Raw genomic sequence first — 25,941 nt, forward strand, 5'->3', positions numbered from 1 at the left:
GTGGCGCTACCTCGCATCGATCTGGACCGCCGGCTGTCCTGGCTGGACACGCTCGGCGACCAGCTGACCTTCTACCTGCGGGCGCTGCTGTGGACGCCACGGGCACTGCACCGCTACCTGCGGGAGATCCGCCGCCTGCTCGCCGAGGTCACCTTCGGCAGCGGCGCGCTCGGCGTCATCGGCGGCACCATCGGCGTGATGATCGCGATGACGCTGTTCACCGGCACCGTCGTGGGCCTGCAGGGGTACGCCGCGCTCAACCAGATCGGCACCGCCGCCTTCACCGGGTTCGTCTCCGCGTACTTCAACACCCGTGAGATCGCGCCGCTGGTCGCCGGGCTGGCACTGTCGGCGACGGTCGGCGCCGGCTTCACCGCCCAGCTCGGCGCGATGCGCATCAACGAGGAGGTCGACGCGCTGGAGGGCATGGGCGTGCCGAGCCTGCCGTACCTGGTCACCACGCGGATCGCGGCGGGCGCCGTGGCGATCGTCCCGCTGTACGGCATCGGCCTGCTCAGCTCGTACCTGTCCTCACGCGAGATCACCGTGCTGTTCAAAGGCCAGTCGGCCGGCACGTACGACCACTACTTCGGGCAGTTCCTGACCTCGGTGGACGTGCTCTGGTCGTTCGGGAAGGTACTGATCTTCGCCGTCATGGTGATCCTCGCGCACTGCTACTACGGCTACCGGGCGTCCGGCGGACCGGCCGGGGTTGGCATCGCGGTCGGCCGGGCGGTGCGCACCTCCATCGTGCTGATCAGCCTCACCGACTTCTTCCTCAGCCTGGCGATCTGGGGGGCCACCACGACGGTGAAGGTGGCCGGATGATCAGTGTCGACGACTCGGCCGCGGTCAAGGCCCGGCGGCGGCTGACCGGCGTGGCGTTCCTGCTGGTGCTGTGCCTGCTGGTGTGGCTGTCGATCGCGGCCTACCAGAAGCGTTTCACGGACGTGGCCATGGTGACGCTGCGCACCGACAGCGTGGGCAACGAGATGCACTCGCACGCCGACGTGAAGATGCGGGGCCAGGTCATCGGCGAGGTACGCGACATCTCCGCGGACGGGTCGGGGGCCCGTCTGCGGCTCGCCCTCCAGCCGGGCGCGCTGAAGGACGTCCCGGCGAACGTCACCGCGCAGATGCTGCCCACGACGCTGTTCGGCGAGCGGTACGTCGCGCTGGTCCCGCCGCCCGACCCGGCGCCGGTGGCCCTCACCGCCGGGAGCGTCATCGGGCAGGACCGCAGCTCCAACGCCATCGAGCTGGAGCGGGTGCTGGACAACGTCCTGCCCCTCCTGACCGCCGTACGGCCCGACAAGCTGTCCGCGACGCTCACCGCGATCGCCCAGGCGCTGCAAGGTCGCGGCGAGGAGCTCGGCCGGACGCTGGTGGACTTCGACTCCTACCTCGGCAAGACCAACCCCCAGCTCCCCGCGCTCGACCGCGACATCACCGAGCTGGTGCGCGTCGCGCAGGCGTACTCCCAGGCGAGTCCGGACATCCTCCAGGCGCTCACCGACTTCACCACCACGAGCCGCACCATCGTCGACCAGCGCGCCAACCTCGGCGAGCTGTACGACTCGGTGACCGACTCGTCGCGGGACATCACCGCATTCCTGCGCGCCAACTCCGCGAACATCATCCGGCTGTCCGCCGACAGCCGCCCGGTGCTCGAGACGCTGGCCCGCTACTCGCCCTCCTTCCCCTGCACGCTGAAGACGCTCAGCGACTTCGTCCCGGCGATGGACCGGGCGCTGGGCAAGGGCACCGACCGGCATGGCATGCACGTCACCGTGCGCGTGGTCCCGTCGAAGGGCAAGTACGTCCCCGGCCGCGACACGCCGGTCTACAACGCCGACGGCGGCCCGCACTGCTACTCCGTGCCGTACCAGGGAGCCGCCGGCGCGCTCGGCGTGCCCAACTCCCCCGGAGAGAACGACCTCGTCAACGAGCTGCTGAACCCGGGCGGGACCACGCCGCAGAAGGCGCCGCCCGACTGGAGCAGCGTGCTGGTCGGCCCGATCTACCGGGGAACGGAGGTGACGGTGAAGTGAACCGCAGGAGCCTCGCCGGGCCGCTGACCAAGTCGGCGATCTTCATCGTCGTCACCACTCTGGCCACCGCGGTCCTGGCGCTCAGCATCGCGGGCACCGGAGTGGGCCGGACCGCCGGCTACCACGCGACGTTCACCGACGTCACCGGCCTGAACACCGGGGACAGCATCCGCATCGCCGGGGTGCGCGTCGGCCAGGTCGAGAGCATTCACGTGACCGGCCGGCGGCTGGCGCGCGTGACGTTCTCGGTCGAGTCCGGCCGTACGCTGCCCGCCTCGGTGACCGCGTCCATCAAGTACCTCAACCTCGTCGGGCAGCGGTACATCGAGCTCGACCAGGGCGTCGGGCCGGTCGGCGGCACCCTGCGGCCGGGCGGGACGATCCCGGTGGACCGGACCACGCCCGCGCTGAACCTCACCCAGCTCTTCAACGGCTTCCAGCCGCTGTTCCAGGCCCTGTCGCCCAAGGACGTCAACCAGCTCTCCGGTGAGATCATCCAGGTGTTCCAGGGCGAGGGCACCACCATGGAGCAGCTCATCGCCACGGTCGGCACGCTGACCACCACGCTGGCCACCCGCGACCAGGTCATCGGGCGCGTCATCGACAACCTGACCACCGTCGTGGAGACCGTCAACTCCCGCGAGGGCGAGTTCGAAGGGCTCATCACGACGCTGAAACAGCTCGTGCACGGCTTCGCCGCCGACCGCAAGCCGATCGGCCAGGCGATCGGCGCGATCTCCGGCCTCACCACGAGCACGGCCGGGCTGCTCGGCGCCGGCCGCGACCCGCTGCGCCGCGACATCCGCGACCTGGGCCGGCTGTCGTCCAACCTGAACCGCGACCAGCCGCTGGTGGAGGGCTTCGTACGGATGCTGCCGACGAAGATGACCACGATCGCCCGGCTCGCCTCGTACGGCTCGTGGCTCAACCTCTACATGTGCCAGGCCACCGTCTCCGGCGTGTCGTGGTCCACGGTCGGCCCGCCGATCCCCGGACCCCCGCCGACCGGCATCCCGGTCACCGAATCGAGGTGCGAGTCGTGAAGCCGATCCGGGAGCGGAATCCGGTCAAGGTCGCCGTGGTCGGCCTGGTGATCCTGGCCGGGCTGGGCACCGCCGCGTACGCCGCCGACGACCTGCCCCTCATCGGCGGCGGCACGACCTACGACGCGGACTTCACCGAGTCCGCCGGGCTGCAGTCCGGCAACGAGGTCCGCGTCGCCGGGGTGAAGGTCGGCAAGGTCACCGGGATCGCCCTCGACCACGGACGGGTGAAGGTGAGCTTCCGCGTCAAGGACACCTGGATCGGCAACGCCTCCACCGCCTCGATCATGATCAAGACGCTGCTGGGCGAGAAGTACCTCGCGGTCGACCCGCTCGGCACGGCGCGGCAGAACCCCTCGCGGCGCATCCCGGTCAGCCGCACGACCTCCCCGTACGACGTGACGCAGGCGTTCCAGCAGCTCGGCGGCACGCTGGGGCAGATCGACACCGACCAGCTCGGGCAGAGCCTGCAGGCGATCTCCGACACGTTCAGCGGCACGGCCCCCAGCGTCCGCAAGGCCGTCCAGGGCCTGTCGGCGCTGTCCAAGACGATCTCCTCGCGGGACGCGCAGCTCGCCCGGCTGCTGGCCGGGACCAAACAGATCACCGCCACGCTGGCCGCGCAGAACGGCAACTTCACCGCGCTTCTGCACGACGGCAACCAGTTGCTGGCGGAGATCTCGCGCCGCCGGCTCGCGATCCACGCGTTGCTGACCGGCACCCAGCAGCTCTCCGCGCAGCTCAGCGGCCTGGTCAAGGACAACCAGGCCCAGCTCGACCCGACGCTGCGCGCGCTCGACCAGGTGACCGCGATGCTGCGGCGCAACCAGGGCAGCCTCGACCACGCGCTCGCCGTCGCCGGGCCGTACTACCGGCTGGTCGGCAACACGCTCGGCAACGGGCGCTGGTTCGACAGCTACCTGTGCGGCATCGTCCCCAAGAACTACCTGCCGCCGGGCACGCCTCCGGCGACCGGGTGCATGCCGCCGAAGCAGGACGGTCAGTGATGCGCACACCTTCGGTTCCGCCGGCCCGCCGCCCCGCCGTGATGAGCGCCGGGCTCGCGCTCATCGTGCTCCTCTTCGGCGCGCTGTACCTGCTGTCCCGTCCCGCGGGCATGAGGATCACCGCGTACTTCGGCCAGGCCGTCGGCGTCTACACCGGCTCGGACCTGCGCGTCCTCGGCGTGAAGGTCGGCAAGGTCGACTCGGTGCGGCCGGAGGGCCGCCAGGTGCGGGTGACGATGACGGTGGACCACGGAGTGGCCGTGCCGGCCGGCGCGGTCGCCGTCGTCGTGGCGCCGAGCGTCGTCGCCGACCGTTACATCCAGCTCTCCCCCGCCTACACCGACGGCGCGCGGCTGACCGACCACGCGGTCATTCCGGCGAGCCGTACGGCGACGCCGGTGGAGATCGACCAGCTCTACGACAGCCTCAGCCGGCTCGCCACCGCCCTCGGTCCGAACGGCGCCAACCGCAAGGGCGCACTGTCCAACCTGCTGAACACCGGCGCGGCGAACCTGGCCGGCAACGGGCAGGACATCGGTGACATGGTCGGCGACCTCGGCCAGGCGGCCAAGACCCTGTCCGGCTCGTCCAGCGACCTGTTCTCGACCCTGACGAACCTGCAGAAGTTCACCACCATGCTCAAGGCCAACGACGGGCAGGTCCGGCTCGCCGAGCAGCAGCTCGCGCAGGTGACCGGTTTCCTCTCCGACGACCGGCAGAACCTCGGCGCGGCGCTGCAGCAGCTCGCCACCGCGCTCGGCCAGGTACAGCGGTTCATCCACGACAACCGGGCGCGGCTCAAGTCCAACGTGACCAAGCTGGCGTCGATCACCCAGACCCTGGTGGACCAGCGCGCGTCGCTCGCCGAGGTGCTGGACACCGCGCCGCTCGCCGCCGACAACGTGCTGAACACCTACGACCCGGTCAACCGGACGCTCGACGGCCGAGGTGACCTCAACGAGCTGAGCATGGGCGGGCCGCTCACACCCGCCTCGGCCGGGCAGACCGCCGGCGACCAGCTCTGCTCGGTGACCGGCGCGACCAAGTCCCTGAAGTCACTGTGCGCCAAGTACAAGCTGGGCTCCGACGGTCTCAAGCCGCTGCCGCCCTCACGGCGGGCGCCGCTGCCCCTGCCGCCGGTCGGCGACGTGTACGGAGGCCGGTGATGCGCGCGGCACGGCCGGCCGCCGTCGTGGTGGTGTGCCTGTCTCTGGCGGGCTGCGGCTCCGGCGGGTTCGGCGGCGTGTACGGCCTGACGCTGCCGGGCGGCGCGGACCTCGGTTCCCACCCGTACCAGGTCACCGCGCAGTTCGCCAACGTCCACGACCTCGTGCCGCAGGCGGCGGTGAAGGTCAACGACGTCGCGGTCGGCCGGGTCTCGAAGATCACCCTGCCGCGGAACGGCTGGACCGCGAACGTCGTCATGCTCGTCAACGGCAAGGTCCACCTGCCCGCCGACGCGTACGCGCGGCTCGCCCAGTCGAGCCTGCTCGGCGAGAAGTACATCGAGCTCAGCACCCCCGCCGGCGGTGGTTCGGGCACGCTGGCCGACGGCGCGGTCATCCCGATGGCGCGGACCGACCGCGACCCGGAGATCGAGGAGGTCTTCGGCGCGCTGTCGCTGCTGCTGAACGGCGGCGGCCTGAGCCAGCTCCGCACCATCACCCAGGAGATGAACAAGGCTCTCGGCGGCAATGAACCGCAGGTCAGGTCCATGCTCGGCCGGTTGAACACGCTGGTCTCCAACCTCAACGACCATCGCAAGGACATCACCGACGCCATCGACGCGCTGGACCGGCTCTCCGCCACGCTCGCCTCCCGCAAGGAGCAGATCGGCACCGTGCTGGACGACCTCGGACCCGGCCTGGACGTGCTCGAACAGCAGCGCGGCGCGCTGGTCACCATGCTGCGGTCGCTGGAGGAGCTGTCCGGCGTCGCGGTCACGACCATCAACAAGAGCAAGGCGGACATGGTCGCGGACCTGCAGGCGCTCGCCCCGGTGCTGGCCAACCTGTCCGACGCCGGACGGAACCTGCCGAAGTCGCTGCAGGTGCTGCTCACCTATCCGTTCACCGACGAGGTGCTGAACGGGGTCAAGGGCGACTACCTCAACGTCTACCTGTCGGTGACAGCGCCGCCCGGGACCGAGGTCATCCCGCCGATCGTGCCCGCGGAGGAGGAACAGGCGAAGTCGTCCGGGCGCAAGGGACAGATCGCGCCGCTGCCGCTGCCGCTGCCTCCCGTCGGCGGGGCGCGGACCACGCCGACGGGCTCGCCGCCGGCCACCTCTCCGTCCACGCCCGCGTCGCCGTCGGGCTCCGTACCTCCCGGGACGCCGACGGCGACGCCGTCCTCCTCTCCGAACGGGGGTGGCTGATGCTCACGCTCGGGACCCGCCTGAAGAACCTGGCGTTCATCGTCATCGGCGTGCTCGTCATCGGCTACATCGGCTACCGGTACGCCGACCTCGGGCGCTACGTCGGCCTGCGCGGCTACTACGTCGTCAGGATGGACCTGCCCGAGACGGGTGGGCTGTTCCCCGGCTCCGACGTGACGTACCGCGGCGTGTCGGTCGGCCGGGTCGGCGACCTGCACCTGACCGGCGACGGCGTACGAGCGGACCTGCACATCAACGCCTCCGCGCCCCGGATCCCCGCCCGGTCGCAGGCCGTGGTCGCCAACCTGTCGGCGGTCGGAGAGGAGTACGTCGACCTGCGGCCGGCGAGCGGCGACGGCCCGTACCTGACGGACGGCGCGCTCATCCCGCGGACCGCCACGCAGACGCCGCCGCCCGTGACGAACGTGCTGACGAACGTGAACAACCTGGCCGCCTCGGTGCCGCTGGAGTCGCTGCGCACCGTGGTGGACGAACTCGGCAAGGCGTTCCAGGGGCAGGGCGAGAACCTCCAGACGCTGCTCGACGGTTCGGACGAGTTCTTCCAGGACGCCAACGACGCCGCGCCCGAGACCAACCAGCTGATCCTCGACGGGCAGACCGTGCTGCGGACGCAGCGCGAGGAGAGCGCCGCCCTGCTGTCGTTCGCGCACAGCGCGCGGCTGCTCGCCGGGCAGCTCGACGCGTCCGACACCGACCTGCGGCGGCTGATCACCACCGCGCCGGTCGCCGCCGGCGAGATCAGCGGGCTCCTGCGCGACCTCGATCCGAGCCTCAGCGTGCTGCTGGCCAACCTGACGACCACGTCCGAACTCACCGTCACGCGGCAGCGCGGCATCCAGGAACTCCTGGTTCGCCTGCCCCAGGTCGCGGCGGCGGGCGCGTCGGTGGTCGACTCGAAGGGACTCAACTTCGGCATGGCCCTGACGTTCTTCTCCCCGCTGCCCTGCACCAAGGGGTACGGCGGCACGACGTACCGCAACGGCCTGGACACCGCCGCCGCACCGCCGCTGAACACGGCCGCGTCCTGCAAGATGCCGGCCTCCAGCGGGGTGGACGTGCGCGGCTCGGCCAACGCCCCGTACGGCGGCGGGGTGCCGTCGCCCGTACGTCCGGGCACGTCGGCCCGGGCGGCCGCGGCGTCGCTGCCCGGGGCGCTCGGGCTGCCGTCGGTGCCGGCCGGACCGGCCTCCATGGGCGACCTCCTCGGGCTGGAGCGGTGATGCGCGTCCTCGGAGTGGCCTTGCTGACGGCCGCCGCGGTCTTCTGCGGGTGGTCGGGCTGGACCTATCACCAGAGCGCGCACTCGTCGTCCGTGCCGTTCGCGCGGGCACGCGACCAGGTGCGGCGGGACGCCCGGCAGGAGATCGCCGTCCTCAACACCCTGGACCCGCGGCAGAGCGACGCGGGCCTGAGCCGCTGGCTGGACGCCTCGACCGGGACGCTGCGCGACTCGCTGCGGCGTACGTCGGCGCAGGACCGGCAGAAGGCCCTCAGTTCCGGCACCGCCGCGGTGGGCACCGTCACCGACCTCGCGGTGACCGAGCTGGACACGCACGCCGGCACCGCCCAGGTCATCGCGACCGTCCAGGTCAAGCTCGGCAGCTCCCTGGAACGCAAGCGGTTCACCGCCGTACTGGCGCGTACGGGCGCCCGGTGGAAGCTCAGCTCGCTCACCGCCGTGCCGGTCGGCGCCTAGGAGGAGGGTCGTTGAGCGTCACCGAAGAGCCCAAGACCGTCGAAGCGGCCGAGACCGAAGAAGCGGCGGTCGCCGAAGAGGCCGAGGTCGCCGAAAAGACGGAGGTCGCCGAAAAGACGGAGGCCGTTGAGAAGACCGAGGACGCCGACGCTCCGCGTCGCCGGCGGATCCGCCGGCCGTGGGCGTTCGTCCTGGCGTTCACGCTGGTGTTCGCGCTGGCCGGGGCGGGGTTGCAGGTGCTGAGCGCGCGGGCGCGGCACGATCCGGCGCTCCGTGACCGGGCGCTGGTCGACACCGAGGCGACGTCGGTCGTCATCGGCGATGTCAGCAACGGGCTCACCAAGATCTTCTCGTACACGCCGGACAGCACGGCGACCACCGAGCAGGACGCGGCCGAGGTGCTGAGCGGTACCGCCGCGAGTGAGTACCGGACGCTGTTCGCCCAGGTGAAGCAGCACGCGGCGGCGGAACGGCTGACGGTCACGACCCATGTCGTACGGGCGGGTGTCGTGCGGCTCACCCGCGACACGGCGCAGCTCCTGGTCTTCCTCGACCAGGTCATCGTCCGCAAGGACCGGCCCAAGGGCATGTCGGCGGCGGCCCAGCTCTCGGTCACCGCCCGGCGCCAGGGCGGCCACTGGCGCATCGTCGACATGCACGCCCGGTAACCCGTACGGCTCCAGGAAAGGTGACAGTAGGTGGCACGGACCACAGCCGAGAAACGACCCACGGAGCCCGACGAGGCCGCGGAGCCTCAGCCCGAGGAGCCGGCACCCGAGGAGCCGACGCCCGCGGACGCGGCGTCCGAGGAGGCCGAACCGGAGCAGGCGGCACCCGAGGAGACCGACGGTGAAGAGGCCGAGGCCACCGAGGAGACCGAAGCCGGGGACGCCGCGGACGAGGACGCCGCGAAGAAGGCGTCGCGGAGGCGCCTGCCCCGCATCTCCGATCCGGTCCTGCTGGTGGCGGCCGTGCTCGTGGTCGTGGCGGGCGTGTGCGCCGGATACTTCGGGTGGTCCTGGTACGGCGCGGCGCACGACGACTCCCTCGCCTACTCCCGCGACCGCGACGCCGTCCTGCGCGCCGCCGAGCAGGGCGTGCAGAACATGAACACCCTGGACTACCGCAAGGTGGAGCAGGGCCTGGCGTCCTGGGAGGCGTCCACGACCGGCGACCTGCACCAGCAGCTCGTCCAGGGCAGCGCCCAGTTCTCCCAGCAGGTACGGGCCGCCAAGACGGTCACCACCGCGAAGATCCTCGACGCCGCCGTGACCGAGCTGGACGACCGGGCGGGCAAGGCCGGCGCGATCGTCGCCGTGCAGATCACCGTCACGCCGCCGACCGGAACGCCGGCCACCAAGCAGAGCCGCATGCGGGCGCAGCTGACCCGTACGTCGTCCGGCTGGAAGCTGAGCGCGCTCGGCCAGGCCCCCGTCGGCACGACCGCCGGCTGAGCCCGCCGCCCCTTCGCGAGAGGAACCTCCGCATGCCCTCCCTCCCGTTCGTCATCCGCCGCCGTACCGCCGAGGACGACAAGGCGCCGAAGCGGACGCGCGAGCGCCGGGTCCGGCGCCTGCCGGCCGTCCTGGGCGTCGTGACGGTGCTGCTGGGCGGCCTGGCGGTGTGGTTCGCCGACGAGGCGGGCGCCGTACGCGACCGCGCCGGAGCCGGCAACGTCGCGCTGACCGACCCGGCGCGTACGAGCGAGGTCACGGGTCAGGTGAGCGACGCCGTGAACGCCCTGTTCTCCTACGACTACACCGACGCGGGCCGGACGCAACAGGCCGAGGACAGCCTGCTCACCGGCAAGGCGGTCGGCCAGTACGACACCATGATCGCCCAGGTGCGTACGCAGGCTCCCACCCAGAAGCTCGTCCTGACCACGACGGTCACCGACAGCGCGGTGGAGATGCTCGAAGGCGACCGCGCCCGCCTGCTCGTCTTCGCCGACCAGCGCAACACCCGCACGAGCGGCAAGCAGACCACGTACGCCGCGGCCATGCTCGCCGTCGACGCGGTCCGCCGGGACGGCCGCTGGAAGATCAGCAACCTGGACACGCTGAACGTGCCGCGCTGAACGATCACTCCTGAGGGGGACCGGACCGGCGCCCGCGAGGGAGGAGCCGGAGGTGCCGTACCCCGGATCCTGAGGACCTCACGACTCCTCAGGAGGAAACGATGACCAGCGCGACCGTACGGCCGCCGGAGACGGTGCCCCGCTGGGCGGTGCGGGCCGCCCATCTCATCCCGCTGTGCACCCTGCCGTCGGGCCTGTGGCGGGTCGCGTTCGTCCTGGGGCTCGCCGGGCACCGGGGGCCGCCGCGGCCCTGGGATTCGGCGGTGATCCTGTCGCTCTCGGTGGTCTCCGAGGCTCTCGCGCTGCTCGCGCTCGGGCTCGTACGCCCGTGGGGCGAGGTGGTGCCGGACGGGATCCCGCTGCTGGGCGGCCGGCGGATCCCGACGATGGCGGCGGTCGTGCCGGCGGCCCTCGGGGCGTGCGCGGTCACCGTGATCTGGACGTTCGCGGCGGTGAACTCCCCCGATCTGGCGAACGGCGCGGCCGGCTTTCACGGTCCGGCGCTGTGGGCGATCTATGGCTGTTACGCGCCGCTTCTCGCCTGGGGTCCGCTGCTGGCCGCGGTGACCGTGGCCTACCACCGCCGCCGTTCGCGTCCGGCATCCCGCTCGGCCGCGCTCAGACGCGATTGGCCTCGGTGATGACCGCGGCGGCGAGGCGCGCGGACCGCGCCGCGATCTCGCGTGGGGGCATGTCCCGGCCGTGCTCCAGCCACCAGGTGATCGTCTGCAGGAACATGGCCGACAGCAGGCTGGGCGCCAGCTGGTCGGGATCGTCCTCCCGAAAATGCTCCGTGGTCATCGCGGCGAGCGCGGCGCGCATCCGGTCGGCGAACCAGGGGCTGCCCCGGCGGCCCAGCAGCGCGCCGTACAGCCGTCGGTAGGCGGCCACGTGCTCGAAGAAGCCCACCCACCGTTCGCCGCTCGGCCGTGCGTCGCCGTCCACCGTGCCGCGCAGCTCGGCCATCGCCTCATCGAAGATCTGCTCGACCAGGTGGTACTTGTCGCGGTAGTTGCGGTAGAAGGCCGCCCGGCTCACCATCGCCCGGGAGGTGATCTCCCCGACCGTGATCCGGTCGAAGCCGCGCTCCTCGATGAGCTCCACCAGCGCCTCACGCAGCAGCTTGCGCGTACGCCTGACCCGCACGTTGGGCTGAGACACTTCCGGCTCCTTGTCTCGACTGGGACAGACCCCGCGAATCGGCGCTTGTCGTGGCAGGGACCACCCGCCAAGACTGGTCGACCGAGACACCATGTCTCGTTGCGATCAGACTGTCAACGGAGAGGAGCCGATCGTGCGGGTGGTCAGGGTGCGTGAGTTCGGGACGCCGGAGGTGCTCCGCGTCGAGGAGATGCCGGAGCCGGAACCGGGGGCGGGCCAGGTGGTGGTGGCCGTCGAGACGGCCGGCGTCGGGTACGGCGATGTGATCGTGCGGTCAGGAGGGTATCCGTTCCCGCTGCCGTACGTGCCCGGCCTGGAAGTGGGCGGGCAGGTCGTCGCGGTCGGTCCCGGGACGGACCGGTCGTTGCTCGGCCGTCGCGTCGTGGCCACCACCGTGGGCAACACCGGCGGCTACGGGGAGCGCGCCCTGGCGCCGGCCGCGTGGACGTTCCCCGTGCCGAACGAGCTGGCCCTGCCGGTGGCGCTGGCCGTCTTCCAGGCCGGCGCGGTGGCGAGCGGGATGCTGGCCGCCATGCGCGTACGCGACGGTGAGACCGTGCTGATCACCGCCGCGGCGGGCCGGATCGGATCGCTGCTGGTGCAGCTCGCCAAGGCGGCCGGGGCGACGGTGATCGGCGCGGCCGGGGCGGACAAGGCCGCCGCGGTCGAGGACTTCGGCGCGGACCATGCGGTCGACTACGGCGCCGGGGACTGGCCGGACCGGGTGCGCGCGCTCAGCGGCGGCGGCGTGGACGTCGTGCTCGACGCGATCGGCGGCGAGATCGGCGCCCAGGCCCTGGAGGCCGCCGCGGACGGCCGCGGCAGGTTCGGGATCTACGGCTTCGCCTCCGGTGCCTGGCTGCCGCTCGACGCCCAGGTGCTCGCCCGGCGCGGGCTGACCGTGGCCGGCCCGCTCGGCGCCGTGTTCGCCAAGCCCGACGCCGAGCAGCGCGACGACGCCGAGCGCGCGTTGGCCGCGGCGGCGGACGGCCGCCTCCGACCGCGGATCCACGCCACCTACCCGCTGGACCGCGCCGCGGACGCGCACGCCGAGATCGAGCGGCGCCGCTCGGTCGGCGCCGTGCTGCTCGCCGTGCCGGCCTGAGCGCGGTCAGACGGGGGCGGTCACGGCCTCGCCGGAGGCGACCGGACCGGGCGGTGTCCCGTCGCCGAAGGGCCGTCCGCCGAGCCGATCCCGGCCGTGCGGGGTGAGCCAGCCGGAGGTGTCCGGGCCGAGCGGCACGACACCGGTGGGGTTCACGTCGCGGTGGACGACGTAGTAGTGCTCCTTGATCTGCGGAAAGTCGATGGTGTCCCCGAAGCCCGGGGTCTGGAACAGATCCCGGGCGTACGCCCACAGCACTGGCATCTCGGCGAGTTTGCCGCGATTGCACTTGAAGTGCCCGTGGTAGACGGCGTCGAAGCGGACGAGCGTGGTGAACAGCCTGATGTCGGCCTCGGTGATGGTGTCCCCGACGAGGTACCGGCGGGCGGCGAGGTGCTCTTCGAGGATGTCGAGGCGCCGGAACAGCTTGCGGTAGGCGCGCTCGTAGGCGTCCTGGCCCGTGGCGAACCCGGCCTCGTAGACGGCGTTGTTGACGTCGCGGAAGACGTCGGCGTTGATCGTGTCGATCTCGTCCCGGTGCCGCTCGGGGTACAGATCGGGCGCACCGGGCCGGTGGTGCGCCCTCCACTCGGTGGACAGGTCGAGCGTGATCTGCGCGAAGTCGTTGGTGACGACCTTGCCGGTGGGGATGTCGACGATGGCCGGCACGGTGATCCCGAGCGGGTAGTCCGGGTCCCGCGCGAAGAAGGCCTCCTGGAGCCGTTCGATCTTCAGCACGGGGTCCCGGCCGCCGGGGTCGAGGTCGAAGGTCCAGCTCCGCTCGTCGTGCGTCGGCCCGCAGATGCCCATGGACAGCACGGGTTCCAGTCCGAGGAGCCGCCGCACGATGACACTGCGGTTGGCCCACGGACAGGCCCGGCTGACGACGAGCCGGTAGCGGCCGGGCTCGACGGGGTACCCGTCCCGCCCGTCGGCGGTGATACGCGTGGTGAGATAACGCTGGTCCCGGACGTACGCGGACCCATCAGTGCCCATGCGGCCCTCCCGGCTCTATTCGGACAACACGGTAGCCCCTACCCACGGCCGGAGCTCGATCACCACGGCCCGCTCGGCGGGGGCCTCATTCGCCGCGCGGGCGGACGAGCGCCTGGAACTCGCTCCAGCGGACCCGGGGCCGGGGCAGGTCACGGCGGTTCACGTAGCGCGTGGTCGCCTTCTGGACCCGGCGGAGGGTACGGACGGCGTCCTGCGGTGTGCTGGTGGAGCCCGGCTCGACGACCTTGGAGGGGACCAGCAGCCAGCCGTCGCCGTCCTTTCGCAGTTCGCCGCGGATCAGGGCTTTCCGCACGGCCGCGAGTTCGTCATTGTGCTCGTGCACCAGCAGGCTCGCCGGGCCGGGGGTGACCTCGCACTCGGGGGCCACGCGGAAGCCGCCTTCGGTCGTCACCGACGGACGCGCATGAGCAGGGGCGCGCCGGACTCGTCGCGGGCACCCAGAACGGCGCTGGGAAACCGCGCCAGCGGCTCCGCGCCGGGCGGCGCGTCGCTCACCGTGACCGCACCGGGTGGCTTGGCCCGGAGGAGCTCTTCGAGGGGCGGCCGGACACTCACGTCGGTGGGCGTGACGGTGATGAGGAGCCGCAGGTAGTACCACTCCATGAACCAGCGGGCCGGCGGCCGGACGTACGCGCGGCTGTGCGGCTGGCGCTCGAACAGGATCCGCCAGTACTCCTCCGCGCCGTTCGGACCGGTCATGATCTCATCCGGGCAGACGGCGGTGCCGGCGATGAACACCTGGGGCGCGTCGGTGAGCCCGCTGCCGGTCGGGTCGGAGAACGCAGCGCCACCCGCCCGTCACGACGTACGTTGATCGCCTTCTGCGCGAACGCCAGGGAGGTCGTGACCAGCAGTGTCCCGTCCTCGCGCAGTCGCGCCGCGGTGGGCCAGGTCAGCGGGGTACCGTCACGGGCGGCGTCCGGGCGGTGAACGGGCCAGGAAGTAAGCGATTCCTGACATAGGGCGGTGGAGAAGAGAAGGTCCTAGGCCGGTGCGCGCACTCGTTCGCAGCGCCTTGGCCTGCGTGGTGCGGACCGGCGTGCGCGCGCATCCCGCGCGGTGAACTCACAGGACCGCGCCGGGGACCGGTCGTTCACGGTGACGACGCCCGACCGGTCGACGCCGGGCGACGCGGCACCCGCGCCGGTGACCCGTCAGGCCACGCCGCGCCGTCCGCCGCCGCGCCCGGCGGCAGGCGGCAGGCGGCAGTGGCACCCGGTGGCTTGAACGCCGAAGGTGAATCCGACGCAGCCGTCGCCGGACGATGCCCACCGCACCATCCCGGCGGCACGAAGCCGGCCGGCGAACGAGAACGGCGCCGCCCCGGCCGGCCGATCGCCGGGGTGGGCGACGAACCCCACGGGCGAGCGGAGACGGCCCGTGAAAGGCGGGCGCCACCGGCCGCGACGTACAGCCGCGGATCACCGATGCCGGCACCGCTGCGGGTCGTCGCCGTCGCGTCCGAGGCGACGGTCATGCCCCGTCGCGGGCGGCCGGCACCCCAGGCCGACCTCGGCCAGACGATGCCGGCCGCACCCACCCCGGCGGCACGAGGCAGGCGGGCGAACGAGAACGGCGCCGCCTCGATCGGCACGACCGGCCGATCGCCGGGACGGGGAACGAACCCCACCGGCAGGCCGAGACGGCCCGTGAGACGCGGACGCCGGCGGCCGCCGACGCGTGGCCGCTTCCGACCCGCGACGCCGACGGCGAGCGCCGCGGGAGGGCCCGCATCGGTGGGCCGCGGTGCAACGGCCACGCGCGATATCCGGTGCTCGGCCCAGCCGGCGACGGCCCACCCGCGTACCGGCCCGGCGGCGATCATCATGCCGTGCGGGCCGGGACGGCGGGGCCGCGGCGCTCTCGGTGGCGCCACGGCTACGCGCGATGTCCGGTGCTCGGCCCACCCGGCGAGGGCCGGACCGGTGGTGGCCCGGCGGCCGTCATCGTGCCGGTGCGGGCCGGGCGGCGAGGTCGCTCAGCGACTCGCGGCCTGGAACTTCGTCTGGGGGACCTTCGCGCCCGGGTTCTTGGCCCGGCCGGGATCCTTCGCCTCGTACGCCTGGACGATCTCAGCGGGGATCCGGCCCCGGTCGTTGATGGAGATCCCGTGTTCCTTCGCCCAGCCCCGGATGTCGGCAGCACGCTCACGGTTGTGCGCCGTGCGGCCGCGTCCTCCGCGTCCGGTGCGGCGAGCGCCGGCCTTGCGCCCCTTCTCAACGTACGGCGCGAACACCTTGCGAAGCTTGTCCGCGTTTTTCGACCTGAGATCGATTTCGTAGGGGACGCCGTCGAGTGAAAAGCTCACCGTCTCGTCCGCCGGCTTGCCGTCGATGTCATCGAGGAGCCGAACGATCGTTTCTTGTGCCATCTCAATATCTCCTGCAGTCTCTCACGGCCAGTCAGTCATCCGGGTTGGCGTCGGGGTGAGCCGCTATGAACTTCTCATAGACCTCATCACCGATCTTCCCCCGCGCGCTGACCTCGACGCCTTCCTGCCTGGCCCATTCACGCACGTCACTGTTAGAGTATCCGCGCAGGCGAGGGGCCGTGTCGGCGGTCGGCCGACGGGAGCGGCCCGCCTGCTTCACCCGGGTCGCCTTCTCCAGATACGGCCTGAGGACCTCGATCGCCTCTTGCAGTTTCTTGAAGTTCTCATCACCGAGATCGATGGTGTAAGTGCTCTCGCCGATCTCGAAATCCCGCTTCGCGACGTCCTCGCCGTCATGACCGTCGAAATCATCCACCATGATGACCCTGGTTGCCACTAATCGTTCCTTTCTCGGGGACGTTGCCTGAGCAAGGATAGTATTTCGGCACCCGTAGAAGGGGCATCCGGGCGCCTCGACGCGTCGTTATGGCGCCCGCGGCGGAACACCGGCCACCGTCACCGCCGCCCGGCATCCGGATCTTGTGCGACACGCGCGGTTCTCTATGCTGTCGCCGTGGGCGAACCAGTGGACGGATCAGTGAGCGAGCGCGTGGAAGCGGTCCTGTTCGACTTCTCCGGGACGCTGTTCGACGACACCGGAGTCCTTGACGCGCCGGCGCTGGTCGCTGCGGCCGCGCGGCAGGGTGTGACCCTCGGCGCGGCCGAGGCCGAGGACGTCATCCGGCGGACCCTGCGCCACGTCGACTCCCCTGCGGGGTTCGCCGCGCGCGAGGGCTGCGACCTGTCCCAGCAGGCGCACCGGACGGTCTGGACCAAACTGATCGCCGAGGCCGGGCCGTTCGGTCCGGAACTCACCGAGGCGGTGTACTCCTGCCTCACCGACCCCGGCGCCTGGAGCCCGTACCCGGACACCGTGCCGGTGCTGGGCGCGTTGCGCGACGCCGGAGTGCCCGTCGGTGTGCTCAGCAACATCGGCTGGGACATCCGGCCGGCCTTCGAACGGGTCGGCGCGCTGACCTCGCTGCGCACGGTCGTCCTCTCGTGCGAGCACGGTGTCGCCAAGCCCGACCCCGCGTTGTTCGCGCTCGCCTGCGAGCGCCTGGGCGCCCAACCGGCCCGCGTGCTGTACGTCGGCGACGACCCGGTGAAGGACGGCGCGGCGGTACGCGCGGGCCTGCCGGTCTACCTGCTCCCGAGCGAACGCGACGCGAACACGCCACGCGGCCTCGCGGCCGTGCTCCGCCTCGCGCTCTAGGCCGACAGCCCGGCCAGAAGCAGATCCACCAGCCTCCACGTCGAGGGCGCCGCCCGCTCCGGCCGGAGCGCCTGGAGGGACGCGATGGCCGTCAGACCGGCGCGTACGTCCTCCACGGACACCTCGGCTCGGGACCGCACCGGCGCCGCGAGCGCGGTCGACGAGCCGTTCCAGTTCCCTCGCGTGCGCGCGGCGGTCTTCGGCGAACGCGGCCGCCGCGGGGTGGGAGCCGAACAGCGCCTCGTTCAGTCCCCGGTCCCGGATCCGGCGCTCCGCGAAACGGCGGATGGTCCCGCTCAGCGCACGCCAGGCGTCGGGCTCGTCGAGGGCCGCCCGCAGGTCCGCGCGGCACGCGGCCACATGCTCGGCGAGAGCGGCGGCGACCAGATCCGTCCGTGTGGGGAAGTGCCGGTAGACCGTCGCGATGCCCGGGCCCGCCCGCCGAGCGATCTCGCGCATCGGCAGGTCCAGCCCTTGGTCGGCGAACGCGGCGCGCGCCACGGTGACGATGTGCCGGCGGTTGTGTTCCGCGTCCACCCGAGGTCTCCGAGTGACCGTCATCCGCGCACCTCTCACTCTCCGGCGATCCGGAACAGGCGAAGTGCGGATCAGGGTGCGAACGGCCGGCGTCTCACCCGTCGACCTCGCCCTGCGGGCCGGCGACTCCCCCTCGCGTGACGGTCTCGCCCTGCCGCACGTCCCCGGGGCCGACGCGGCCGGGGTGATCGATGAGGTCGGCGCGGGAGTCGCCGGTTTCACGAACGGGGACGACATGTTCGGCGCGGTCGACGTCGCCCGCCTGGGCGGTGCGAGCGCCGAGTTCGCCGTGCCGGCGTTCTGGGCCGCGAAACCGAGCTCCATGCCCTGGGAGGAGGCGGGCGCCGCCGGCACGAGCGCCGAGACGGCGACCCGGGCCCTCGACCTGCTCGGCGCCGGCGAGGGGACGACGCTGCTGATCGACGGGGCGGCGGGCGGCGTCGGGAGCGTCGCGGTCCAGCTCGCGACGGCGCGCGGGGCTCGCGTGATCGGGACGACCCGGCCCGAGAGTCATATCCTCCTCGCCGGGCTCGGCGCGACGCCCGTCGCGTACGGTCCGGGACTGGCCGGGCGGGTCCGCGCTCTCGGCGTCCCGCGGGTCGACCTGGCGCTCGACGTCGCCGGCGCGGGCTCGCTCGAGGAGCTCATCACCGTCACCGGCACGGCGACGGTGGTCACCCTCGCGGACTTCACCGGCCCGGAGCGCGGAGTGCGGCTCTCGCGCGGCCGGTACGGCGGAGAGCCGGACGGACGGCACGGACTCGCACTCGCCGCCGCTCTCTCGGCCGAGGGGCGGGTCCGGATCCCGGTTGAGCGGGTCTTCCCCGCGGCACGGGCGGCCGAGGCCCACGCGGCCGCCGCTCGGGGACCACGGCAGGGCAAGATCGTCATCGACCTCGCGGGGATGCGCGGTGCCGGCTGACGGCCGGGCCGGGCGGTCACGCCGGCTCGGGGCCGTGGAGGACCTCTCGCTCCCACCGGTCTCGCGACTGCGTGTGCAGCCGCCAGTAGTGCTCGGCGATGTCGTCCGGGTCGAACGCGGTGCCGGCGGCGACGGGACCGGCCACCGTGACGCTGGCGACGTGGACGCCCGCGGGCCCGTACTCCTGGTCGAGCAGTTCCACCAGCGTCCGTACTCCCGCCTTGCCGAGTGAGAGACTGACGTACTCCGCCTTCGGCTCGGGCATGCCGCCGGTGATGAGGAACGAGCCGCTCCCCCGCCGCGCCATCTCCGGCGCGACGTGGGCGGCGGCGATGAGCGCTCCGACCACGTTGACCGCCCAGGCGTCCAGCTGGGCCCGCGCGGACGCCTCCCCGGGCCGGTCCGGGCGGATGAGGGCCGCGTTGTAGACGACGGCGTCCGGGAGGCCGAGCGCGCCGGACGCCGCGTCGAGGGCGGCGCGCAGCTCCGTCTCGTCGGTGCTGTCGGCGGTCAGCGGGACCACCGGCACGCCGAACGCCGACACGGCTTCGGCCGCGCCGGCGAGCGTTCCGGCGTTCCGGGTGATGAGGGCGACCGGCAGGCCCTCGCGGGCGAACCGCCGGGCGACCGACCGGCCGATCCCCGGCCCGGCTCCGATGACCACTGCTCCCGGCATGACCTGCTCCTTCTCTGGATGAGGACCGACAACCGGGACGTTAAGGTGTCACATCGGTGTGAAGGTCAACCCGGAGCGGGGAGTCACATGCGGATCGGTGCCCTGGCCCAGCGGACGGGCGTCAGCCGGCGGCTGCTGCGCTACTACGAGGAGCAGGGTCTGCTCCGGCCGCTGCGGCTGGCCAACGGCTACCGGGAGTTCGCCGAATCCGACGTCACCGCGGTGCGTCACATCCGCGACCTGCTGGCCGCCGGCCTGCCCACCACGGTGATCGCGCGGCTGCTGGACTGCGTGCACGACGACGGTGAGCGGCTGGTCCCGTCGTCCTGCCCCGGAATGGTCACCGACCTGCGGCGGGAGCGCCACCGCATCGCCGAGGCGATCACCCGGCTTCAGTCGTCCCAGCAGGCGCTCGACACCATGCTCGCCGCCGCCCTGGGGCAGCCGGGGTTCACGGACGCATCAGCACCTTCCCGAACAATCGCTCCGCCGCGAGGCGGCGAAGGGTGGCGGGCAGTTCCGGCAGCGAGACCTCCGCGGTGACGAGCCGCTCGACGCCGAGGCCGTCCGGTGTGTCGGACAGCGCGCGCAGCGCGTGCGCGAAGTCGTCGCGCGTGGTCCCGTAGCTGCCGCCCACGAGGGCCGGGCGGCCCCGCCACGCGACGGCCTCGACGAGCTCGGAGCGCCGCACGCGGTCCAGGTCGCAGGCGAGGCCCGGCAGCCGGTCGCCGGCCGCGGTCCCGCCGTACAGCATGACCAGGCCGTCGCGGCGTACGGACGTCAGGGCCCGCTCCAGCAGCTCGGGCAGGACGAAGCTCGTCGCGACCACCGCGACGTCGTACGCACCGCCGGGCGTCTCGGCCAGCCTCGCGCCGCCGCCGGACGGCAGGGCGGCGCGCTCGGCGAGGAAGTCCAGCCGGTCCCGGTCACGGTTGGCCAGCAGCACGTGGGCGCCGTCCGCCTCGGCCAGCCGGGCGATGAGCACACCCGCCATGCCCGCGCCCAGCACACAGATCCGCGCGCCGCGCAGGTCGGCGGCGCCGAGGTGGTGGCGGGTCATGGTGAGGCAGTGGGCGGCGCAGGCCAGCGGCTCGGCGAAGACCAGCCGCCGCTCGCCGACCCCCGCCGGAGCCGGCGGCAGCGCCCGCGCGAGCGCGGAGGCCTCCCCGCCCGCCCACATCCGGCGGGCGAAGCCGGTCCCCCGCCGCAGCGGGACGTTCGGGTCGAGGCAGACCCGCGAGCCGACCGGGAGCCGCGGCGTCGAGCTGCGCGTCACGACTCCGACCAGCTCGTGGCCGAACTGGCTCGGGCCCGGCCGCCGTCCGCCGATCTCCTTCAGATCGGAGCGGCAGACGCCGACGAGAGCCGGTTCGACCAGCACGGCGTGGGGCGTGTCCGGCCGCCGTGGTCGCTCGCAGGACAGGCGCGGCCCGGCGGGCGTCAGCTCGACGCTCATCGGCGTCCGTGTGGCCGGTTCGGCGCCGGGTGTCAAAGGGTCTCCAGCGCCTCACCGAACCGGTCCGCGACCAGGTTCGCGTCCTCGACCGACAGCACCAGCGGCGGCCGCAGCTCGATGACGTTGCCCTGGCCGTGCTCGGACACGCGGGTGATGACCCGCAGGTCCGTGAGCGCCTTGTTCAGCGCGGTGGCCAGCCGGTTCGAGCGGGAGCCGTCGGGCTCGACCAGTTCGACGCCCAGCATGAGGCCGACGCCGCGGACGTCGCCCACGCACGGGAAGTCGGTCTGGAGCCCGCGCAGCCGGTCCACGAGGGCGGCGCCGGTGGTCCGCACGCCGGCGAGGAACTCCGGGCGCCGCACCTCGTTCAGCGTCGCGACGGCGGCCGCGGCGGACAGGGTGTGGCTGCCGTACGTGAAGCCGTGCATCGAGCGCGGCATGCCGACCAGGCGTTCCTCGGTGAGGATGGCGGCCAGCGGGAAACCGCTGCCGGTCAGGCCCTTCGACAGCGTCATGATGTGCGGGGTGACGCCGAAGTGGTCGGCGGCGAACAGGCTGCCGGTGCGGCCGAGCCCGGTCTGGTTCTCGTCGAAGATCAGGATGATGCCGCGCTCGTCGCAGAACTCCTTGAGCCGCTGGAGGTAGCCCGGCGGCGGCACGACGTTGCCGCCCACTCCGCTGATCGGCTCGATGATCATCGCCGCCACGCTGCCGGAGCTGGCGTAGGTGATGAAGTCCTCGATCCGGTCGACGCACCACATGCCGCAGGTGTCCGGTGTCTGCCGGTAGAAGCAGCGGAAGCAGTACGGTTCGGGCACGTGCACGGCGCCCGGCAGGTGGTACGGGAACGGCTCGCGCATCCGTGAGGTCCCGTTGTAGCTCGTGGCGGCGATGCTCTGGCCGACGTGCCCGCGGAAGGGCACGATGACGTCGCGCTTCCCGGTGAGCCACTGGGCGATCTTGATGGCGCCCTCGTTGGCCGTCGAGCCGCCGGTGCTGCGCAGGTTGACCCGGGTGAGCGAGGGCGGGCTCAGCTCCACGAGCAGTTCCATCACCCGGTCGGTCGGTGTGGTCCGGAAGGAGGAGCTGGCGAACACCAGGTCGTCGAGCTGGCCGCGCACCGCCGCGACCACCGCCGGGTGGTTGTGCCCGAGCACGAGGTTGAAGGTGCCGGACACGCAGTCGAGGTACTCCCGGCCCTCGGAGTCCCACACGCGGACGCCCTCGCCGTGCACCAGTTCCGCGTCGCCGAGCTCGTAGTAGGCGAAGGCCCGTGCGTCGGTCGCCTCCATCACCGCACGTCCAGGCTGGCGAGCTGGGCGGTGACCCACGACTCGAGCGTCCACGGCCGCGCGGTCTCGCGGCGCAGCCGTGCCGCCTCCGCGCGCTCGGCCGGAGAGGCGAGCAGCCCGGCGGCGATCGCGTCGGCCTGCTCGACCAGGTCGTACGGGTTGACCGTACGGCACACCGGGCCGAGGATCTCGGCCGCGCCGGCCATCTCCGACAGCACCACGTCGGCGTCGCGCTCGTTGACCAGCGGCGCCTCGAAGACGCTGAGGTTCTGGCCGTCGACGGTGGAGTTGAACATCAGCAGGTCGGCGCGCTCGAAGCAGCCGAAGCTGTGGCCGACCTCGTTGTCGCAGTGCGTGCGCACGGTGTCGGGCCCCAGTTCGGCGTTGGCCTCGGCGACGGCCTTCTCCACGCGCCGTCGGTACTCCGCGTTGGCCTCGACGTACAGCCGGTTCGGGTTCATCCGCACCAGCATGCGCGCGTCGCGCAGCCGTTCCTCCCGCCGCACGGCGAGGACGAAGGCGCGTACCGCTCGCTCACCGTTCTTGATCGGGTCGGTGCGCCCGGAGTGCACCACGAGCGGGCGGTCGCCGGCCCACTCCGCGATGCCGTCGGGCAGCCGCGCGTCGCGGCGGTGGAGCGTCTCGGGGCTGTAGCCGAGCGGCTGGGTGCGGACCCGGGTCAGGTGCCCGCCGCGCCGTACGGTGCCGGCCTGAAGGTCGACCTCGGCGTCCGGCAGCAGGTCGGCGACGCAGGCGAGGAAGTTCGCGCTCCAGCGGCGGGCGAAGAAGCCGATCGTGTCGGCGGCGAGCATGCCCTCCAGCACACCGACGCGCATCACGCGCGGCAGGATGCGCCAGTAGTCGGCCGAGGGCCACGGGATGTGCACGAACAGCAGAATCGGCGCGTCGGGGCGCTTCTCCCGCAGCCGCGCGGGGACGCACACGAGCTGGTAATCATGGACGAGGAAGACCGGGTCGGACTCACCCTCGGAGCGCCGCAGCATCTCGCCGGCGAAGTCCTCGGTGAACTCCCCGAAGCGCTCCCAGGCCGCCCGCGTCTCGTCGCCGAAGGACGGCTGCGTCCACCGGTCCCAGCCGTAGTTGTTGCCGGCCCACATCAGCTCGGCGGTGAAGAAGTTCTGCACGACGCGGAAGGTCTCGCGGTCGTGGCGCAGCTGGTGGAGGCGTACCCCGCGGCCCGACGGCAGCTCGATGCGCATGCCGTCGGGGTTCTCCAGGGCGGCCCGGTGGTCGTCGTCGCTGTCCGCGCTGACGATCCACGCGACGTCCAGGTAGCCGGCCTGCTCGGCGACGACGTTCCCGGTGCCGCCGGGGGCCAGCCACGCGCGCAGCTGCCCGGTCTCCGGCTCGGGCGCGTAGGTCACCACCGCGCGCTTGCTGGCGAGGAAGACGCGTCTGGTCACGGCCCCTCCTTCGTCGGTTCGCTCGCTCACAGGCGATCCTCCGCAGGTCGTGGTTCGGGTGTTGCCTCGGCGAGGGCCACGGACGCCAGGCGGCGGGTGCCCTCGTCGACGTCGGCCGGACGCAGCCCGGCCAGCTCCGGCAGGTCCGCCGCCCGCTCGCTGTGCAGGCAGGCGTTGTCGGGCCGGCAGGCGTACGGCGTACCGGCCTTGGCGGTCGGGCGGATCGGCCGGTCGTCCAGGCCGAGTCCCTTGGCGATCCGGCCGGCCCACTCGTACCGGGACAGGCGTTCGGGCCCGCCCAGGTGGAGCACGCCCGTACGCCCGGCGTGCAGCAGCGCGGCGGACCAGGCGGCGACGTCGTCGACCAGGACCGGGGTGTTCCAGTGGTCGGCGGGCGCCGGGACGGCGCGGCCGTCGCGCAGCCCGCGCACGCAGGTGGTGAAGTAGTTGGGCCGGTGCCCGTCGGGGTCCCAGCCGTAGACGAGGCTGACCCGCAGCACCAGGGCGTTCCCGGTGTCGAGCAGGGTCCGCTCGCCGGCCAGTTTCGCCCGGCCGTACGCGTTGGCGGGCGCCACCGGATCGGACTCGCCGTAGCTGTGGCGGGTGCCGGGAAAGACGTTGTCGGTCGAGATCAGCAGGACGGGCCGCCCGTCGGCGGCGGCCGCGAGGTTGGCGGCGCCGGCGCCGTGCGCGGCCATGGCCTCGTCGGCGTGCCGCTCGCACCAGGTGATGTCGGAGGGCCCGTGCACGACGACCAGGGCGTCCGGCGCGAGGCGCCGCACCGTCTCGGCGCAGGCGCGGCCGTCCCGTACGTCGAGCTCGCTCCACGGCGTGCCGTCCGCGGACCGGGCGGTCGGCGGGCGCCGGGAGCACAGGACCGCCCGGCCGCCCAGCCCACGCATGTGGGCGCCGATGCGGCCGCCGAGGTAGCCGCTGCCGACGACCATCGTCAGCACGGTCCGGCCTCGTGACACGCGCTTTCGGGCACGATCGGCGGGTTCCGGAATCGGCTCGTCGGTCGGGGTGATCGGTTTGTGAGGGTCGACGCCCCTCGTACCGGCGGCGTCACTGGTTCGGCGCCGGGAACGGCGCCCTCGCTCAGGTGCATCATCACGATCTTTGGCCCAAAGTCGTGTTTGATAAACATTTGGCCGAGAAGATTACTCTCGCACCGGAGTGGCCTGCCTGACCCGATTGGTGGATCTTGGTAAAAAAGGAGTCCGATGGCCGAGAACAGCTATATCGTTCGTGATCGGATCCCACTGTCCGCGAACTCGTCGGCCATCGAGGTCAGCCTCGAACGACGGGACACCTACCGCATCCATGTGGTGCCCGAAGCGTCGGCCGCGGCCGACGTACTGATCGGCGAACTCGACGGACGCCGCGCCGCGGTGATCACCGAGCGCACCGTCGCGTCGCTTCCCGCCTACCGGCTCACCGAGACCCTCGACCAGCGTGGCCTGCTGCTGGGCAGCATGGTCGTCGACGCCGGCGAACGCAGCAAGAGCCTGGACACCGCCTACCGGCTCCTCGACTGGCTGGCCCAGCTCGGCCTCGCACGCCGGGACGTGGTGGTGGCCCTCGGCGGCGGAATGATCATGGATACCGTCGGCTGGGTCGCCAGCGCCTTCATGCGCGGCGTGCCGTACATCAACGTCCCCACGACCCTTCTCGCCCAGGTCGACGCCGGTATCGGCGGAAAGGTGGCGGTCGACCACAATGCCGCAAAGAACCTGGTCGGCGCGTTCTACCAGCCGCGCGCCGTCATTTCCTGCCTGGAGTTCCTCGAGACGCTCGACCCGCGGCAGGCGCGCTCAGGACTTGCCGAAGCCCTGAAAAAAGCGATAATCGCCTCACCGGAACTCTTCGAATACATCGAGCGGCACACCGACGCGCTGGTGGGATGCCATTCTTCGGCGGTCGGGCCGCTCGTCCGGGCGGCCAGCGCGATCAAGACCGAACTCGTCGGCCGCGACCCGTACGAGGTGGATCTGCGCCGCCCGCTGAACTTCGGGCACACCGTCGGGCACGCGGTCGAGACGACCACCGGGTACGGGCCCGTCCTGCACGGGGAGGCGGTCGCGTACGGGATGGTCGTGGCGCTGGACATCTCCCGCGCTCGCGGCCTGCTCGACGCCGCCCTCGCCGAGCGGATCGTCGACCTGATCCGGCGGCTCGGCCTTCCGGTGCGGCTCGAACAGCTCCGCTCCGTGCCGCGCATCGACGACGTGCTCGGCGCGCTGGACAAGATCCGCGAGATCCGGGACGGCAGCCTGCGCTTCGTCCTCCCGGTCGAGCTGGGCACCACGCTCATCGCCGAAGACGTCACCGAGGACGAGGTGCGGCAGGCCCTGCTCCGCACCGTCTCCGACGACGTCCCGGTGGGCGGCCCGTGACCGAGCGAAGCGAGGGAACCAGAAAGCACGGCCCGG

General features: G+C 72.3%; 28 protein-coding genes and 1 pseudogene. 17 read left to right on the forward strand and 12 right to left on the reverse strand.

The window, feature by feature from the left end; translation table 11 throughout:
- The 12 genes from QSK37_RS45645 (at nucleotide 1) to QSK37_RS45700 (ending at nucleotide 10,913) form a co-directional block, all read left to right on the forward strand.
- Entirely contained in the window at nucleotides 1–828 is an 828-nt protein-coding gene (locus QSK37_RS45645; protein WP_285634574.1) for an MlaE family ABC transporter permease, read from the forward strand.
- Nucleotides 825–2,051: an MCE family protein gene (locus QSK37_RS45650; RefSeq protein ID WP_285578515.1), complete on the forward strand. Its 1,227-nt coding sequence runs from the start codon at nucleotides 825–827 to the stop codon at nucleotides 2,049–2,051. The genes QSK37_RS45645 and QSK37_RS45650 overlap by 4 nt, the downstream gene beginning before the upstream one ends.
- Nucleotides 2,048–3,094, forward strand: coding sequence for an MCE family protein (locus QSK37_RS45655; protein WP_285634577.1), 1,047 nt, complete (start codon nucleotides 2,048–2,050; stop codon nucleotides 3,092–3,094). The genes QSK37_RS45650 and QSK37_RS45655 overlap by 4 nt, the downstream gene beginning before the upstream one ends.
- Nucleotides 3,091–4,101 (forward strand): MCE family protein, encoded by a 1,011-nt coding sequence (locus tag QSK37_RS45660; RefSeq protein ID WP_285578518.1) that lies wholly within the window; start codon nucleotides 3,091–3,093, stop codon nucleotides 4,099–4,101. The genes QSK37_RS45655 and QSK37_RS45660 overlap by 4 nt, the downstream gene beginning before the upstream one ends.
- Nucleotides 4,101–5,267, forward strand: a complete 1,167-nt coding sequence (locus QSK37_RS45665) for an MCE family protein (RefSeq protein ID WP_285634580.1) — start codon at nucleotides 4,101–4,103, stop codon at nucleotides 5,265–5,267. Before QSK37_RS45660 ends, QSK37_RS45665 begins: the two co-directional genes overlap by 1 nt.
- Complete coding sequence (locus QSK37_RS45670) at nucleotides 5,267–6,478, forward strand: MCE family protein (RefSeq protein ID WP_285634583.1); 1,212 nt, start codon at nucleotides 5,267–5,269, stop codon at nucleotides 6,476–6,478. Before QSK37_RS45665 ends, QSK37_RS45670 begins: the two co-directional genes overlap by 1 nt.
- The gene (locus QSK37_RS45675) at nucleotides 6,478–7,719 is read left to right on the forward strand and encodes an MCE family protein (RefSeq protein ID WP_285634586.1); all 1,242 of its coding nucleotides are present in this window, start codon (nucleotides 6,478–6,480) and stop codon (nucleotides 7,717–7,719) included. The genes QSK37_RS45670 and QSK37_RS45675 overlap by 1 nt, the downstream gene beginning before the upstream one ends.
- On the forward strand, nucleotides 7,719–8,195 hold the full coding sequence (locus QSK37_RS45680) for an Rv1363c family protein (RefSeq protein ID WP_285634589.1): 477 nt from the start codon (nucleotides 7,719–7,721) through the stop codon (nucleotides 8,193–8,195). Before QSK37_RS45675 ends, QSK37_RS45680 begins: the two co-directional genes overlap by 1 nt.
- A gap of 11 nt (nucleotides 8,196–8,206) precedes the next feature.
- Complete coding sequence (locus QSK37_RS45685) at nucleotides 8,207–8,863, forward strand: hypothetical protein (protein WP_285634592.1); 657 nt, start codon at nucleotides 8,207–8,209, stop codon at nucleotides 8,861–8,863.
- 30 nt (nucleotides 8,864–8,893) lie between these two features.
- On the forward strand, nucleotides 8,894–9,649 hold the full coding sequence (locus QSK37_RS45690; protein ID WP_285634595.1) for an Rv1363c family protein: 756 nt from the start codon (nucleotides 8,894–8,896) through the stop codon (nucleotides 9,647–9,649).
- Between the two features lie 32 nt (nucleotides 9,650–9,681).
- A complete protein-coding gene (locus tag QSK37_RS45695) occupies nucleotides 9,682–10,272 on the forward strand; it encodes a hypothetical protein (protein ID WP_285634598.1) in 591 nt (196 codons plus the stop codon).
- 101 nt (nucleotides 10,273–10,373) lie between these two features.
- Nucleotides 10,374–10,913, forward strand: a complete 540-nt coding sequence (locus tag QSK37_RS45700) for a hypothetical protein (RefSeq protein ID WP_285634602.1) — start codon at nucleotides 10,374–10,376, stop codon at nucleotides 10,911–10,913.
- Here QSK37_RS45700 and QSK37_RS45705 read toward each other — a convergent pair.
- Nucleotides 10,891–11,433 (reverse strand): TetR/AcrR family transcriptional regulator, encoded by a 543-nt coding sequence (locus QSK37_RS45705; RefSeq protein ID WP_285634605.1) that lies wholly within the window; start codon nucleotides 11,431–11,433, stop codon nucleotides 10,891–10,893. The two genes, QSK37_RS45700 and QSK37_RS45705, sit on opposite strands and share 23 nt — an antisense overlap.
- A 133-nt stretch (nucleotides 11,434–11,566) precedes the next feature.
- Between QSK37_RS45705 and QSK37_RS45710 the strand changes: the two genes are divergently transcribed.
- Nucleotides 11,567–12,538: a zinc-binding dehydrogenase gene (locus tag QSK37_RS45710; RefSeq protein ID WP_285634608.1), complete on the forward strand. Its 972-nt coding sequence runs from the start codon at nucleotides 11,567–11,569 to the stop codon at nucleotides 12,536–12,538.
- A gap of 6 nt (nucleotides 12,539–12,544) precedes the next feature.
- Here QSK37_RS45710 and QSK37_RS45715 read toward each other — a convergent pair whose 3' ends face one another.
- From QSK37_RS45715 to QSK37_RS45735, 5 genes are all read right to left on the reverse strand, one after another.
- Nucleotides 12,545–13,534, reverse strand: a complete 990-nt coding sequence (locus tag QSK37_RS45715; RefSeq protein ID WP_285634611.1) for a glutathione S-transferase family protein — start codon at nucleotides 13,532–13,534, stop codon at nucleotides 12,545–12,547.
- A gap of 85 nt (nucleotides 13,535–13,619) precedes the next feature.
- On the reverse strand, nucleotides 13,620–13,946 hold the full coding sequence (locus QSK37_RS45720) for a hypothetical protein (protein WP_285634614.1): 327 nt from the start codon (nucleotides 13,944–13,946) through the stop codon (nucleotides 13,620–13,622).
- Nucleotides 13,943–14,254 (reverse strand): hypothetical protein, encoded by a 312-nt coding sequence (locus QSK37_RS45725; RefSeq protein ID WP_285634616.1) that lies wholly within the window; start codon nucleotides 14,252–14,254, stop codon nucleotides 13,943–13,945. The genes QSK37_RS45720 and QSK37_RS45725 overlap by 4 nt, the downstream gene beginning before the upstream one ends.
- A 1,279-nt stretch (nucleotides 14,255–15,533) precedes the next feature.
- Complete coding sequence (locus QSK37_RS45730) at nucleotides 15,534–15,926, reverse strand: histone-like nucleoid-structuring protein Lsr2 (protein WP_432705666.1); 393 nt, start codon at nucleotides 15,924–15,926, stop codon at nucleotides 15,534–15,536.
- 31 nt (nucleotides 15,927–15,957) lie between these two features.
- Nucleotides 15,958–16,323: a histone-like nucleoid-structuring protein Lsr2 gene (locus QSK37_RS45735; RefSeq protein ID WP_285578536.1), complete on the reverse strand. Its 366-nt coding sequence runs from the start codon at nucleotides 16,321–16,323 to the stop codon at nucleotides 15,958–15,960.
- Nucleotides 16,324–16,500: 177 nt separating this feature from the next.
- Here QSK37_RS45735 and QSK37_RS45740 point away from each other — a divergent pair, with 177 nt between their 5' ends.
- Nucleotides 16,501–17,202 (forward strand): HAD family hydrolase, encoded by a 702-nt coding sequence (locus tag QSK37_RS45740; protein ID WP_285634618.1) that lies wholly within the window; start codon nucleotides 16,501–16,503, stop codon nucleotides 17,200–17,202.
- Nucleotides 17,203–17,586: 384 nt separating this feature from the next.
- Here QSK37_RS45740 and QSK37_RS51970 read toward each other — a convergent pair.
- A pseudogene (locus tag QSK37_RS51970) lies at nucleotides 17,587–17,763 on the reverse strand (helix-turn-helix domain-containing protein); the annotation flags it as partial.
- 40 nt (nucleotides 17,764–17,803) lie between these two features.
- Between QSK37_RS51970 and QSK37_RS45745 the strand changes: the two are divergent.
- On the forward strand, nucleotides 17,804–18,661 hold the full coding sequence (locus tag QSK37_RS45745) for an NADP-dependent oxidoreductase (RefSeq protein ID WP_285634620.1): 858 nt from the start codon (nucleotides 17,804–17,806) through the stop codon (nucleotides 18,659–18,661).
- Between the two features lie 16 nt (nucleotides 18,662–18,677).
- Here the strand turns inward: QSK37_RS45745 and QSK37_RS45750 are convergent, their stop codons facing one another.
- Nucleotides 18,678–19,337, reverse strand: coding sequence for an SDR family NAD(P)-dependent oxidoreductase (locus QSK37_RS45750; protein ID WP_285634623.1), 660 nt, complete (start codon nucleotides 19,335–19,337; stop codon nucleotides 18,678–18,680).
- 87 nt (nucleotides 19,338–19,424) lie between these two features.
- On the opposite strand from QSK37_RS45750, the gene QSK37_RS45755 reads away from it, so the two are divergent.
- Nucleotides 19,425–19,880 (forward strand): MerR family transcriptional regulator, encoded by a 456-nt coding sequence (locus QSK37_RS45755; protein WP_285634626.1) that lies wholly within the window; start codon nucleotides 19,425–19,427, stop codon nucleotides 19,878–19,880.
- Here QSK37_RS45755 and QSK37_RS45760 read toward each other — a convergent pair.
- Genes QSK37_RS45760 through QSK37_RS45775 form a run of 4 tightly spaced genes read right to left on the reverse strand, consistent with a single transcriptional unit; the run spans nucleotide 19,789 to nucleotide 24,456 of the window.
- Nucleotides 19,789–20,793: an alcohol dehydrogenase catalytic domain-containing protein gene (locus QSK37_RS45760; RefSeq protein ID WP_285634630.1), complete on the reverse strand. Its 1,005-nt coding sequence runs from the start codon at nucleotides 20,791–20,793 to the stop codon at nucleotides 19,789–19,791. The two genes, QSK37_RS45755 and QSK37_RS45760, sit on opposite strands and share 92 nt — an antisense overlap.
- Before the next feature lie 32 nt (nucleotides 20,794–20,825).
- Nucleotides 20,826–22,085 (reverse strand): aspartate aminotransferase family protein, encoded by a 1,260-nt coding sequence (locus tag QSK37_RS45765; RefSeq protein WP_285634633.1) that lies wholly within the window; start codon nucleotides 22,083–22,085, stop codon nucleotides 20,826–20,828.
- A complete protein-coding gene (locus QSK37_RS45770; protein ID WP_285634636.1) occupies nucleotides 22,085–23,509 on the reverse strand; it encodes a trehalose-6-phosphate synthase in 1,425 nt (474 codons plus the stop codon). Before QSK37_RS45770 ends, QSK37_RS45765 begins: the two co-directional genes overlap by 1 nt.
- Before the next feature lie 26 nt (nucleotides 23,510–23,535).
- Entirely contained in the window at nucleotides 23,536–24,456 is a 921-nt protein-coding gene (locus tag QSK37_RS45775; RefSeq protein ID WP_285634639.1) for an SDR family oxidoreductase, read from the reverse strand.
- 276 nt (nucleotides 24,457–24,732) lie between these two features.
- Between QSK37_RS45775 and aroB the strand changes: the two genes are divergently transcribed.
- A complete protein-coding gene (gene aroB, locus QSK37_RS45780; protein WP_285634642.1) occupies nucleotides 24,733–25,905 on the forward strand; it encodes a 3-dehydroquinate synthase in 1,173 nt (390 codons plus the stop codon).
- The last annotated feature ends 36 nt before the right edge of the window (nucleotides 25,906–25,941 follow it).

The sequence above is a fragment of the Actinoallomurus iriomotensis genome, from assembly GCF_030269445.1.
Classification (GTDB): Bacteria; Actinomycetota; Actinomycetes; order Streptosporangiales; family Streptosporangiaceae; genus Actinoallomurus; species Actinoallomurus iriomotensis.